Below are 12,344 nucleotides of genomic sequence, written 5' to 3'. Positions count from 1 at the left end.
CGACGGCCTGGATGAGGTCCAGGTCACACCTCGGCGCCCGGAATGGTGTGGCGTAGGGCACCATGTTCGCCGTCCGCAGCGTCGCCGACCGGGGGAGAAGCATGTCGAAGCCCGTCGTCCTGATGGCCGAGAAGCTCGCCCCGTCGACGCTGGAGGTGTTCGGCGACGAGGTGGAGGTCCGGCAGGTCGACGGCACGGACCGGGCGGCCCTGCTCGAGGCGGTGGCCGACGCCGACGCGCTCCTGGTCCGCAGTGCCACGCAGGTCGACGCCGAGGTGTTCGCCGCGCAGAAGCGGCTGACCGTGGTCGGGCGGGCCGGGGTGGGGCTCGACAACGTCGACGTGCCGTCGGCGACGGCGGCCGGTGTCATGGTGGTGAACGCCCCGACCAGCAACATCGTCTCGGCCGCGGAGCACGCCCTCGCCCTGCTGCTCGCCACCGCCCGCCACATCCCGGCCGCCGACGCCGCCCTGCGTCGGGGTGAGTGGGCGCGCAGCAGGTACTCCGGTGTCGAGATCCAGGGCAAGACGGTCGGCGTGATCGGGCTCGGGAAGATCGGCCAGCTCTTCGCGAGCCGGATCAAGGCGTTCGACACCCACGTCATCGCCTACGACCCGTACCTGCCCGCGAGCCGCGCCGCGCAGCTGGGCATCGAACTCGTGGAACTCGACGAGCTGCTCGCCCGCGCCGACATGATGACCATCCACCTGCCGAAGACCCCGGAGACTCAGGGGCTGATCGGCAAGGAGGCGCTGGCGCGGACGAAGCCCGGCGTCATCGTGATCAACGCGGCCCGGGGCGGGCTGGTCGACGAGGACGCGCTCGCCGAGGCGATCCGCTCGGGGCACGTGGCGGGAGCGGGCGTGGACGTCTACGTCACCGAGCCGACCACGCAGAGTCCGCTGTTCGAGCTCGAGCAGGTCACGGCGACCCCGCACCTGGGCGCCTCCACCGCCGAGGCCCAGGACCGCGCCGGCACCGACGTCGCCCACTCCGTGCTGAAGGCGCTGCGCGGGGACTTCGTGCCGGACGCGGTCAACGTGCAGGGCGGGGCCGTCGGCGAGGAGGTCCGTCCGTGGCTCGGCGTCACGCAGAAGCTGGGCACGCTGCTGTCGACGCTCGTGGGGCAGCCGGAGTCGATCGTCGTCGAGGTGCGCGGCGAGCTCGGGCACGAGGACGTCGGGATCCTGGAGCTCGCGGCGCTGCGCGGGGTGTTCGGCGAGGTCGTCGACGAGCCGGTCACGTTCGTCAACGCCCCGGCGCTGGCGGCCGAGCGGGGGGTGAGCGTCGCCGTCGAGACCGCCACCGAGAGCCCGAACCACCGCAGCCTCGTCACGCTGCGCGCCGGGGACACCACGGTCTCCGGCACGCTCACCGGCACCGACCAGGTGGAGAAGCTCGTCGAGATCAACGGCCGCTCGTTCGACCTGCGCGCCGAGGGCCACGTCCTGCTGTTCGAGTACACCGACCGGCCCGGGGCGATGGGGCAGGTGGGCACCCGACTGGGGGAGTCGGGGGTCAACATCGAGGCCGCGCAGCTCTCCCAGACCCGCGACCGGGGCTCGTCGCTGATGCTGCTGCGCGTCGACCGGGCGGTCCCGGAGGAGGTGTTGGCCCCGATCGGGACCGCCCTCGACGCGCGAACCACCCGGATGATCCCGTTCGGCTGAGCGCCGGATCGGGCAGATCGGGTAGCGACACATCCCATGGAGTGATCCGGTGCGGAGTCCTGCCGACACGCGCGGTAGCCTCCACCGCAGGTGAGCCCGGTCGCACCATCGAGGTCGGCCCGTCGGGGGAGGAATGCAGGACATGCGACTCGCGGTGGTTCCCGGAGACGGCATCGGACCCGAGGTCACCAACGAGGCCCTCAAGGTCCTCTCCGAGCTGGCCCCTCAGATCGAGTCGACGCACTACGACCTCGGCGCCGCCCGCTGGCACTCCACCGGCGAGCTCCTGCCCGAGTCGGTGCTCACCGAGCTGCGCGAGCACGACGCGATCCTCCTCGGTGCCGTGGGCGACCCGTCGGTGCCCAGCGGCATCCTCGAGCGCGGGCTGCTGCTGCGCCTGCGCTTCGAGCTCGACCACCACGTGAACCTGCGGCCGGCGCGGCTCTACCCGGGCGTGCGCGGGCCGCTGTCCGCGCAGCCGGAGATCGACCTCGTCGTCGTCCGCGAGGGCACCGAGGGCCCCTACGCCGGCACCGGCGGTCTGCTGCGCAAGGACACCCCGCAGGAGATCGCGACCGAGGTCAGCATCAATACGGCGTTCGGCGTCGAGCGGGTGGTGCGTGACGCGTTCACCCGCGCCGCCAACCGTCCGCGCCGCAAGCTCACGCTGGTGCACAAGACCAACGTCCTCACCCACGCCGGGTCGTTGTGGTCGCGCGTGGTCGAGGAGGTCTCGCTCGAGCACCCCGACGTCGCGGTCGACTACCAGCACGTCGACTCCACGACGATCCACCTGGTCACCGACCCGTCGCGCTACGACGTGATCGTCACCGACAACCTGTTCGGCGACATCCTCACCGACCTCGCGGCCGCGGTCACCGGCGGCATCGGCCTCGCCGCGTCCGGCAACCTCGACGTCAGCCGCGCCAACCCGAGCATGTTCGAGCCGGTCCACGGGTCCGCCCCGGACATCGCCGGCAAGGGCATCGCCGACCCGACGGCCGCGATCCTGAGTGTCGCGCTCCTCCTCGACCACCTCGGCGAGCCCGAGCTGGCCCGCCGCGTCGAGGCCGCCGTCGCGTTCGACCTCGCGACCCGCGACCACCAGAACCCCGGCGGCACGAGCGCGGTCGGCGACCGGCTCGCCGCCCTCGTCTCCAGCGCCGCGGGGACCCGCTCCCTCGCCTGAGCCGTGCGCGGCACCATCGACGACCTCCTCGCCCTGCTCTGGGGCGCAGGAGGTCTCGTCGTCTCCGGCTACTTCCTCTACCTCGCCTTCGGCCCCGGGAGCTTCGGGTCGCCGTGGCCGCTCGTCGGGCTCGCCGTCGTGGCCCTGGTCGGCTTCTCGATCGTGGCGGTCCGCCATCGCCGGGCCGCGAACGCGGCCCGGGCGGCGCGGGAGTCCGGCCCCGTCTCCGGCTGGCGGATCCCCGCTCGCGTTCCCGACGCCGGGCCGGTGCCGGTCCGGGCGGAGACCCCGGAGACCCTCGAGCGCCCGTCGCCGCCCGAGCTGTCGGTCGAGGGACGGGCCGAGCTGGCGCGGGTGGTGGGCGTCCTCGACCGCGCCGGCCTCTTCCGCCCCCGCACCCCGCGGCCGGTCGACCTCATGGAGTCGGTGGCCGACGCGGGCGAACCGGTCACGGCGTACAGCGTGCTCTCGGCGTTGTGGGAGGGCGGGTACTACCACCCGGAGTTCGAGACCGACGACCACCTCGCGGCCCTCGCCTTCCACGACAGCCACGTCGAGCAGTTCTCCGACGACCTCCGCGCCCAGGTCGCCGACCTCGCCCGGCTCACCGGCACCCCGATCACGGTCGAGCACCTCGAGGTCGGGGAGCGACGCACCGAGCTGACCGTCTCCGTCGTCGGGAAGGCCCTCGAGCTCGCCTGGGCGAGCCACCCGAAGTACCTCTCGACGGTGCTGCACGCGGCCGTGGCGCGGGCCCTGCCCGAGGTCCCACTGGCGTGGACGTGGTCGGACCAGGGCGCGTGGCTGGCCGTGCCACGGACCGATCTGCGGGCCCTCAACGCCGAGCTCGGGCGGGCCGGGGAGTGGACGCTCGTGGCCGACGAGGAGCCGGTGGCGGCCGGAGAGGTGGTCCCGCGCGGCGACTAGGGTGGTCGCCGTGCGTCTTGCTCGGATCGCCCACGCCGACGGTGTCTCGTTCGCCGCCCTCCAGTCGCCCACCACCGCCGGTGGCAGCCCGGAGGGCGGGGACGTGTGTGCGGAGATCGCCGAGCACCCGTTCGGCGACCCGACCTTCACCGGCCGCACCTGGCCGCTCGCGGACGTCCGGCTGCTCGCGCCGATCCTGCCCTCGAAGGTCGTCTGCATCGGCAAGAACTACGCCGAGCACGTGGCCGAGATGGGCGGCGGCGACGCGCCGGCGAACCCGCTGATCTTCATGAAGCCCTCGACGAGCGTGATCGGGCCGGGCCTGCCGATCCTGCGTCCCGCGGACTCCGAGCGCGTCGACTACGAGGGCGAGCTCGCCGTCGTGATCGGGGTGCCGTGCCGCGATGTGCCCGAGGCGCGGGCGAAGGACGTGGTGCTCGGCTACACCGTCGCGAACGACGTGACCGCCCGCGACCTGCAGTCCGCCGACGGCCAGTGGACCCGCGCCAAGGGGTACGACACGTTCTGCCCGCTCGGGCCGTGGATCGAGACCCAGCTCGACCCGTCCGACCTCGCGATCGAGACGACGCTCGACGGGGCGTCGGTGCAGAAGTCGCGGACCAGCATGCTCATCCACGGCATCGAGAAGCAGATCGCGTACATCTCGCGGGTCATGACGCTGCTGCCCGGCGACACGATCCTCACCGGCACCCCCGCCGGCGTCGGGCCGATGGTCGACGGGCAGACGGTGTCGGTGACGGTCGAGGGCATCGGCACGCTGACGAACCCGGTCCGGGATCGCTGATGGCGCGCAAGCGCGGTGGTGGGAGCGCCGAGTCCACCTCCCAGGACTGGGTGGCGACGCTCGCCGACGACGTCGTCGCGAAGGCCGAGCCCGGGCGCACGATCGTCTGCGCCTCCGGGCTGAGCCCGTCCGGCCCGATCCACCTCGGCAACCTGCGCGAGGTGCTCACCCCGCACCTGGTCGCCGACGAGATCCGGCGCCGCGGGCTCCCGTGCGAGCACGTCGTCTCCTGGGACGACTTCGACCGCTTCCGCCGCGTGCCGAAGGGCGTCGAGGGCATCGACGACTCGTGGGCCGAGCACATCGGCAAGCCGCTCACCGCCGTCCCGGCGCCGCGGGGCAGCGAGCACCCGAACTGGGCCGAGCACTTCAAGGCGCCGATGATCGCCGCGCTCGAGCAGCTCGGCGTGCCCTTCCGCGGCATCTCCCAGACCGAGATGTACACCTCCGGCGCGTACGTCACGCAGACGCTGCTCGCCATGCGCGAGCGCTCGCGGATCGACGCGGTGCTGGGGCGCTTCCGGACGAAGAAGACCCTTCCCGACGACGGGGAGGAGGGTCCCGACGACGAGGTGGTCGGCTCGGCCACGGGGGAGTACTTCCCCTACAAGCCGTTCTGCTCGTCCTGCGGCAAGGACGACACCACGATCGTCGCCTACGACGACGACTCCACCGAGATGACCTTCACCTGCGCCTGCGGGTCGTCCGAGACGGTGCTGCTCTCCGAGTTCACCCACGGCAAGCTGGTGTGGAAGGTCGACTGGCCCATGCGTTGGGCCTACGAGGGCGTCGACTTCGAGCCGAGCGGGGTGGACCACTCGTCCCCGGGCTCGTCGTACGAGGTCGGCGGCCTGCTGGTCGCCGAGATCTTCGGCGGCCGGCAGCCGATCGGTCCCATGTACGCCTTCGTCGGCATCTCCGGGCAGGCGAAGATGTCGTCGTCGAAGGGCGGCGTGCCGACCCCGTCGTCGGCACTCGAGGTCTTCGAGGCCCCGCTGCTGCGCTGGCTCTACGCCCGCCGTCGTCCGAACCAGGCCATCAAGGTCGCGTTCGACGCCGAGCTCTCCCGGCTCTACGACGAGTGGGACGCGCTCTCGCGCAAGGTCGCGGGCGGCACGGCCCCGCCGATCGAGGCGCTCGGGCACGCGCGGTCCGTGGCGACGGCGGAGCGCGCGCTGCCGGTCACGCCTCAGCCGGTCTCGTTCCGCACCCTCACCTCCGTCGTCGACGTGACCACCGGCGACCCGCAGCAGCTCGGGCGCATCCTCACGGGGCTGGTGGCGAGCGACCCGGAGGAGCCGGTGACGCTCGACGACCTGCGCCCGCGGCTGGACCGCGCGGAGGCCTGGGTCGAGCACTACATGCCCGAGGAGTCGCACACCCGGCTGCTGCCGGCGCCGGACGCGTCGTTGCTCGGGTCGCTGGACGACACCGACCGGGAGTCGCTGCGTCTGCTGCTCGACGGGCTGGAGCAGGACTGGTCGCTCGACGGCCTGACCACGCTCGTCTACGGCGTGCCCAAGCAGCAGGCCGGCCTGCCGCTGGACACGACGCCCACCGACGAGCTGAAGGCCGCCCAGCGCCGCTTCTTCGTGCTGCTCTACCGGGCGCTCGTCGGCTCCGAGACCGGGCCGCGCCTGCCCACGCTGCTGCTCGCCGCGGGCCCGGAGGCCGTCCGCCGCCAGCTCGGTTCCTGACGACGGGTCCCGCGAGAAGCTGACCTAGAGCGGCAGCTCGTGGTCGCCGTAGCGGTGCGACTCCTCCCGCGGATACCCGATCATGACCAGGCGGTGGGGGCGGTCGGACAGCGCCTCGTCGAGGACGCGGGCCGAGGTGCCCTCCAGGTACGGCTCGACCATCGTGACGGTGGGGACCTCGCCGACCACGGCCCGCAGCCCGGCGGCGTCGAACGGCCGGACCGTCGACGTGTAGAGCACGGTGGCGTCGCGGAACCGGGCCGCGGCGAGCACGCGGTCGAGGGTGGGACCGACGGCGACGACGACGTCGTCCGGGGAGCCCTCCCGGACCGTCTGCAGCCCGGTGCCGTGGTGCGGTGCCGCGTTCACCTCGCTCGACAGTCGGACATAGACCGGACCGTCGCCGGCGATCGCCTCGCGGACCAGCCGGTCGGCCTCGTCCGGATGGCCCGGCACGTGGACGGTCCAGCCCGGAAGGGTGTCGACGACGGCGACGTCCTCGGGTGCCTCGTGGGTGCGCCCGATCCCCGGCTGGTCGTAGGAGGCGCCGATCGAGACCAGCACCGCCCCGACGTCCTGATGGCCGAGGTCGAGCTTGAGCGACTCGTAGGGGCGCTCGACGAGGAACGGGGCGTACGAGTGCACGACCGGGCGCAGACCGGTCAGGGCGAGGCCGCCGGCGACCCCGATCATCAGCTGCTCGCGGATCCCGACGTTGACGACCCGACCGGGGCGACGTCGCGCGAGGTCCGGGACCGGGTCGGCACCGGCGGAGATGTCGGCGAGGACGAGCACGGTGCGGTCGTCGGTGTCGATGGCGTCGGCGGTGGCGTGCAGGAAGGCCTCGCGCATGGTGGTGGTGGTCAGGCTCGTCGTCACGAGGGTCATCCCTTCGGCTCGACGACGGCGACGACCGCCAGCGGCCGGTCGTCGTGCGCGGCGGTGAGGGCGGTCTCGAGGACGTCGTGGTCGCGGCCGTCGACGGTGATCGCGCGCCAGCCCTCGGCGAGGAACAGCTCGGCGAGGTCGCCGCGGTGGGTCGCGGAGTCGTTGTCGACGACGACCGCCGTGAGGTTCGCGAGCCCGGACCGCCCGGCGTAGGCGACGGCCTCGTGGTTGGAGCCCTCGTCGAGCTCCGCGTCGCCGACGAGGACGACCACCCTCGGCGTCGTGAGACCGCGGATCCGCAGACCGACCGCGGTCCCGACGGCGAGCGGGAGGCCGTGGCCGAGCGATCCCGACCCGATCTCCACGCCGGGCACCAGCACGCGGTCGGGGTGCAGGCCGAGCCGGGAGCCCGGCTGCGCCCACGTGGCGAGCTCGGCCTCGTCGAGGAACCCATGGACGGCGAGGACGGCGTAGTAGGCCATCGGACCGTGGCCCTTGGAGAGCAGGAACCGGTCGCGGACCGGGTCGTCGGGGTGTTGCGGATCGACGTGCAGCACGCGGTCGTAGAGCACGTGCAGCACGTCGAGGGTGGAGGTGGCCGCGGCGGAGTGCTTCTCGTCGCCCGTCATCAGCGACATCAGCCGGTGCAGCTCGGCGGGGTCGGTGGGAGGTCGCACGGTGGTCATGTCGAGCACCGTGCAACCTCGACCGGACTCGAGGTCAACCGCTCAGCGGAAGAGGCCCCCGAGCGCGCCGCCCACGCCGGCCTCCTGACCGCTGCCCTGGCCGGCGACCAGGTCGAGCGGGACCTCCTCGCACGGCTGCACGATGACGAAGCCCCGGCCGCCGAACGCCATCGTGTACGCCTCGCCGGTGGTGCGGCCCATGAGCGTGCGCAGCCCGAACTGCTCCGCCCGGTGCACCCCGACCTGCAGCCCCGCCGACCACGCGATCGCGGCCTGCGGATCGGCGTAGGTGGGGGCGTCGACGTTCAGCACCACGGGCGTGCCCTTGCACGTGATGGCGAGCCGGCCCTGACCGCGGAACACGCAGTTGAACAGGCCCGCGCCTCCCATGGACCCGGCGCCGGAGACCATCTGGATGTCATAGGACAGGGTCGGGTCGAACGCGAGCACGTTCTTGCCGTTGATGGTGAGGGCGTCGTTCGGGCCCTCGAGGTCGATGAGGTGCACGTCGGACGCCGCGTTGGCGAGGAACACGTCGCCGCGCCCGCTCACCTTCATCAGCGGCACACCCTCGCCGGTGAGCTTCTGCTTGAGGAAGTTGCCGATCCCGCCGGAGCCCTTGGCCTCGAACCGCACGTCGCCCTGGTAGGCCACCATCGACCCCTGGCGGGCCATGGCCTCGCCGTCGAGTTCGATCTTGAGCATCTTCGAGTTCTGCAGGCGCAGCCCCGGCTGGGCCGACTCCTGCTCCTGGTTCTCGGGGGCGAAGAGGTTGCTGCGCACGGCCGTCTCCTGGTCACTCGGGGTGATTGCTGCCCGGTGGTCCGGGCGAGATCATCCTCGCGGCGGACACGCACGGTCAACGAGGGGGACAACCCCCAGAGTTCCCCGGGATAGCCCTCGCGCGCGTCTCGGGGTCGCCCGGAGCCCTGCTCAGCGACGCACGATCGACGAGCACCCTCGGCGGTGCGGACGGGTGCCCGACCACCGAGGGTGCTCGCTCGTCAGCGCGGGGAGGCGAAGACGATGACGTTGTCCTCGTAGGAGCGCACCGTGCGGTCGAACGGGCCGCCGCACGTGATCAGCCGCAGCGACGGACCCGCCGTCGGGCCGTAGACCGCCTGCGTGGGGAAGCTGTCCTTGTCGACGGTCTCCACGCGGTCCACCGCGAACCGCGCCACCGTGCCGTCGCTGCGGGGCACGTCGATCGGGTCCCCCGGCTTCAGGTCCTTGAGGTTCCAGAAGACGCCCGGGCCGCGCCACGAGTCGACGTGCCCGACCAGCACCGCGGGCCCGGTGTCACCCGGGGTCGACCCGAACCACCCGACGTCCTGCGGCGTCGCGGGCGCCTGCAGCTCGCCGTCGGCGTCGAGGCCGAGGTTCCCGACGGCGGGTGCGTCGATCTTCGCGCCCGGCACCACCAGGCCCGCCGGGCGGACCGGGCTCGTCGGTGCGCCCCAGGTCGGCAGGTCCGGCGCGGCCGGGGCCGGGGCGAGGGCGGCGCCGTCGGCGAACGAGGTCGCCATGCCGCCGAAGCCGGCCGGGACACCACCCTGGGGCGTCGGTCGCGCGGGCGTTCTCGACGACGGGGCGGTGCCGGGCGGGGTGGTGCTCGTCGACGGGGCCGGCGACGGCGGCGCGGAGGTGGTCGTCGGCGGCGCGGAGGTGGTCGCCGTGGCGGACGGGCTCGGCTGGGCCGGGGCGGCAGGGGCGGGAACTGCCGGGACCGGTGCAGCGGGCTGGGCCGGGGCGGGCGACGCAGGCGCAGCCGGTGCCGCCGGGGCAGGCACGGCGGGCGCGGCCGGGGCGGACGCTGCCGGAGCAGGAGCGGCCGGGGCGGGGGAGGCGCCCGCGAACAGGGGCGCGGCGTCCGGCACGGCCGTGACGGCGAGGTCGCCCTGCGGGTTGCGTGTGACGACGACGGTGTTCACCGAGGTGCTGGTGACCGGCAGCGTCGCCCGGGCAGATTCGCCCGACGTCGTCGTGACGTCCATCGTCCAGGATCGGGCGTCGACCTCGGTGTACGGCGAGGTGGCGCCGTAGAAGATCGAGGAGGCGATCGGGCCGCCGCCCTCGGCGACGACGCTGAGCGGGCCGACGCCGGCGGCGGCGGACACGACCCGCACGAAGGCCTTGCCCGGCGCGGCCTCCTGCGTGCCGTCCTGGAGGACCTCGGCCTGCGGCGTCCCGTCGGGGCCGACGTCGACGAAGGCTGCGGTCTGCGCGGTGCGGACCCCGACCTCGACGTTCGCGCTGAGCGCCGGCGGCGTGGACGCGGCAGCGCCCGCAGGGCGCGCCTGCAGCGTGTACGTGCCGGGCGACGCCGCGAGGTACCCGGACAGGGCGCGGTAGCCGACGTCGGAGGCGACCTTGGTCAGGGGCAGGCCCGGGCCCTCGATGTACATGTCGACCGTGCCGGTCGAGGGGGAGAGGTGCGCGACGCGGAGTACGCCCTGGTTGCCGACCGGGGTGCCGGAGAGTTGGGTCGGCAGGGCGCTGACCGGCGACCTCACCACGAGGGGCACCAGTGCGGGCTGCTGTGTGGGCGCCTCGGCGGCGAGGGCCGCGGCGTTCGACCCGAACGACTCCTGCACCGAGGGGAGCCGCACTGCCCGGTCGACCGGCGCTGCCACCTCGACGGCGGCGAGGGCCGGACCGGAGGCGAGGACCGTGGTCGGTGGGGCCTGGGAGCACAGCGCGGCACCGATACCGAGGGTGGACACGACCGCCAGGGCTGCGGTCGCGGTGCTCGTGGCTCTCATGCCCTCACTCCTGAAGTCACTGACTGGTCCGAATGGCTGTCACTCGTTCGCGGAACGAGCACGACCGGTTCACGTGACGCGAAACGGAGCGTGATGCGGACGATGGCGCGCGCCGGGCGGTCGGGACGGGCACGATCATCCGCATGCTCAACACCCGGGCGCTCCCGCTGGAGGGCCTCCTCGTCGTCTCCTGCGAGCAGGCCGTCGCGGCACCTCTGGCCACCCGTCACCTGGCGGATCTCGGGGCGCGCGTGATCAAGGTCGAGCGCCCGGGACGGGGCGACTTCGCCCGGGACTACGACACGACGGTGAACGGGTTGTCGAGCCACTTCGTGTGGCTGAACCGGTCGAAGGAGTCGGTGACCGCCGATCTCAAGGACGCCGAGCAGCTCGGGCGCGTGAAGCAGCTGATCGCGCAGGCCGACGTCTTCGTGCAGAACTTCGCGCCGGGGGCGGCGGAGCGGCTCGGACTCGGGGCCGAGGACCTGCGCCGGGACCACCCCGGGCTGATCCACTGCAGCATCTCGGGCTACGGCTCGTCGGGCCCGTACCGCGACGCGAAGGCCTACGACGCGCTGATCCAGGCCGAGACGGGCCTGGTCTCGGTGACCGGCACGGAGGAGTTCCCGGCGAAGGCGGGCATCCCCGCGGCCGACATCGGGGCCGGCATGTACGCGTTCTCCGGCATCCTCACCGCGCTCTACGACCGCGAGCGCACCGGCGAGGGCACGACCTTCGAGGTCAGCCTGTTCGACGCCCTGAGCGAGTGGATGGGATTCCCGCTGCACTACGCGGCCGGCAGCGGGAAGGCGCCGGTGCGGGCCGGCACGAGCCACGCCGCGATCGCCCCGTACGGCTCGTTCGCGGCCGGCGACGGGCAGGAGGTCGTGCTCTCCATCCAGAACGACCGTGAGTGGCGGCGCTTCTGCGAGGTCGTGCTGGGCGACGCGACGGTCGCCGACGATCCGCGGTTCGTCACGAACTCCGACCGCATCGAGAACCGGCCGGCCCTGCACGAGACGATCGACGGGGTCCTGCGCGACCTGACCGGCGACCAGCTCGTCGAGCGGCTCGAGGAGGCCGGGATCGCCAACGCCCGGCGGCGCACGCTCGACCAGGTCCTCGCCCACCCGCAGCACGAGGAGCGCGGCCGGTTCGTCGAGGTCGAGACCTCGCACGGCCCGTTCCGCACGCTGCTGCCGCCGATCACCTTCCTCGACGGGCGCCGGCCGCGTATGGACCCCGTTCCCGACGTCGGGCCGCAGGTCTAGCCCGTCCGAGGGCGCTCCTTCCCGTGATCAACGGACCCTCATCGGGCTCGACGGGGTGTCCGGAGACCGGTGAGGGTCCGTTGATCACGGAGCCCGGTGCTGTCCCACGGGGTCCGGCCAGCACCGGGCACCGGGTCCGGCAGGACCCGGCGTCGGGATGGGCCTACTCGGTCTCCTCCACGTCGATGCCCAACGGCCGGGTGAGGCCCCAGACCAGGAAGATCGCGGCCACGACCAGCAGGCCGATCCCGGTCCAGAGGTTGATCGACAGGCCCGCCGCGCGGGCCAGCTGCTCCGGCCCGTCGAGCAGGCCGCGGATCACGAGGATCACCCCGTAGACGCCCAGCAGGGCGCCGATGACGTAGCGCAGGTCGAACAGCCGCTGCATGCGGCTGCCGGTCTCGACCGTCGTCTGCGGCTGACCGGACTGGATGGGTTCGCTCATGACG

11 protein-coding genes are annotated in these 12,344 nt (G+C 73.1%); 6 read left to right on the top strand and 5 right to left on the bottom strand.

The genetic code is table 11. The features are described 5' to 3' along the window. Nucleotides 1-101 precede the first annotated feature (101 nt). The 5 genes from serA (at nucleotide 102) to lysS (ending at nucleotide 6,288) form a co-directional block, all read left to right on the top strand. Complete coding sequence (serA, locus tag BJ983_RS13765; protein WP_179794294.1) at nucleotides 102-1,670, top strand: phosphoglycerate dehydrogenase; 1,569 nt, start codon at nucleotides 102-104, stop codon at nucleotides 1,668-1,670. Between the two features lie 142 nt (nucleotides 1,671-1,812). Beyond that, nucleotides 1,813-2,859: a 3-isopropylmalate dehydrogenase gene (locus BJ983_RS13760; RefSeq protein ID WP_179794293.1), complete on the top strand. Its 1,047-nt coding sequence runs from the start codon at nucleotides 1,813-1,815 to the stop codon at nucleotides 2,857-2,859. A 3-nt stretch (nucleotides 2,860-2,862) separates the two neighbouring features. Then, the gene (locus BJ983_RS13755) at nucleotides 2,863-3,786 is read left to right on the top strand and encodes a hypothetical protein (RefSeq protein ID WP_179794292.1); all 924 of its coding nucleotides are present in this window, start codon (nucleotides 2,863-2,865) and stop codon (nucleotides 3,784-3,786) included. A gap of 10 nt (nucleotides 3,787-3,796) precedes the next feature. Beyond that, nucleotides 3,797-4,591 carry a fumarylacetoacetate hydrolase family protein gene (locus tag BJ983_RS13750; protein WP_179794291.1) on the top strand — a complete coding sequence of 265 codons (795 nt, stop codon included), beginning with the start codon at nucleotides 3,797-3,799 and terminating at the stop codon, nucleotides 4,589-4,591. Continuing rightward, on the top strand, nucleotides 4,591-6,288 hold the full coding sequence (lysS, locus tag BJ983_RS13745; RefSeq protein WP_179794290.1) for a lysine--tRNA ligase: 1,698 nt from the start codon (nucleotides 4,591-4,593) through the stop codon (nucleotides 6,286-6,288). Before BJ983_RS13750 ends, lysS begins: the two co-directional genes overlap by 1 nt. Nucleotides 6,289-6,312: 24 nt before the next feature. Here lysS and BJ983_RS13740 read toward each other — a convergent pair whose 3' ends face one another. From BJ983_RS13740 to BJ983_RS13725, 4 genes are all read right to left on the bottom strand, one after another. After that, the gene (locus BJ983_RS13740; RefSeq protein WP_179794289.1) at nucleotides 6,313-7,176 is read right to left on the bottom strand and encodes a transketolase family protein; all 864 of its coding nucleotides are present in this window, start codon (nucleotides 7,174-7,176) and stop codon (nucleotides 6,313-6,315) included. Next, nucleotides 7,173-7,862: a thiamine pyrophosphate-dependent enzyme gene (locus BJ983_RS13735; RefSeq protein WP_179794288.1), complete on the bottom strand. Its 690-nt coding sequence runs from the start codon at nucleotides 7,860-7,862 to the stop codon at nucleotides 7,173-7,175. Before BJ983_RS13735 ends, BJ983_RS13740 begins: the two co-directional genes overlap by 4 nt. A 42-nt stretch (nucleotides 7,863-7,904) precedes the next feature. Continuing rightward, nucleotides 7,905-8,645: an AIM24 family protein gene (locus BJ983_RS13730; RefSeq protein ID WP_179794287.1), complete on the bottom strand. Its 741-nt coding sequence runs from the start codon at nucleotides 8,643-8,645 to the stop codon at nucleotides 7,905-7,907. A 221-nt stretch (nucleotides 8,646-8,866) separates the two neighbouring features. Then, nucleotides 8,867-10,624, bottom strand: a complete 1,758-nt coding sequence (locus BJ983_RS13725) for a class F sortase (protein ID WP_179794286.1) — start codon at nucleotides 10,622-10,624, stop codon at nucleotides 8,867-8,869. Between the two features lie 143 nt (nucleotides 10,625-10,767). Here BJ983_RS13725 and BJ983_RS13720 point away from each other — a divergent pair, with 143 nt between their 5' ends. Further along, nucleotides 10,768-11,895 (top strand): CaiB/BaiF CoA transferase family protein, encoded by a 1,128-nt coding sequence (locus BJ983_RS13720; RefSeq protein ID WP_179794285.1) that lies wholly within the window; start codon nucleotides 10,768-10,770, stop codon nucleotides 11,893-11,895. Between the two features lie 163 nt (nucleotides 11,896-12,058). On the opposite strand, the gene BJ983_RS13715 is transcribed toward BJ983_RS13720, so the two are convergent. After that, nucleotides 12,059-12,340: a hypothetical protein gene (locus tag BJ983_RS13715; RefSeq protein WP_246325589.1), complete on the bottom strand. Its 282-nt coding sequence runs from the start codon at nucleotides 12,338-12,340 to the stop codon at nucleotides 12,059-12,061. Between the last annotated feature and the right edge of the window lie 4 nt (nucleotides 12,341-12,344).

Source organism: Actinomycetospora corticicola (assembly GCF_013409505.1).
GTDB classification, from domain to species: Bacteria; Actinomycetota; Actinomycetes; order Mycobacteriales; family Pseudonocardiaceae; genus Actinomycetospora; species Actinomycetospora corticicola.
The sequence above is the reverse complement of the archived record's forward strand: the minus strand, read 5'-3'. Positions and strand labels throughout refer to the sequence as shown.

Bases quoted from the DNA above. Each gene is read 5' to 3' on its own strand.
- serA (WP_179794294.1), top strand. From the start codon at position 102: ATGTCGAAGCCCGTCGTCCTGATGGCCGAGAAGCTCGCCCCGTCGACG.
- BJ983_RS13760 (WP_179794293.1), top strand. From the start codon at position 1,813: ATGCGACTCGCGGTGGTTCCCGGAGACGGCATCGGACCCGAGGTCACC.
- lysS (WP_179794290.1), top strand. From the start codon at position 4,591: ATGGCGCGCAAGCGCGGTGGTGGGAGCGCCGAGTCCACCTCCCAGGAC.
- BJ983_RS13740 (WP_179794289.1), bottom strand. From the start codon at position 7,176: ATGACCCTCGTGACGACGAGCCTGACCACCACCACCATGCGCGAGGCC.
- BJ983_RS13735 (WP_179794288.1), bottom strand. From the start codon at position 7,862: ATGACCACCGTGCGACCTCCCACCGACCCCGCCGAGCTGCACCGGCTG.
- BJ983_RS13725 (WP_179794286.1), bottom strand. From the start codon at position 10,624: ATGAGAGCCACGAGCACCGCGACCGCAGCCCTGGCGGTCGTGTCCACC.
- BJ983_RS13720 (WP_179794285.1), top strand. From the start codon at position 10,768: ATGCTCAACACCCGGGCGCTCCCGCTGGAGGGCCTCCTCGTCGTCTCC.
- BJ983_RS13715 (WP_246325589.1), bottom strand. From the start codon at position 12,340: ATGAGCGAACCCATCCAGTCCGGTCAGCCGCAGACGACGGTCGAGACC.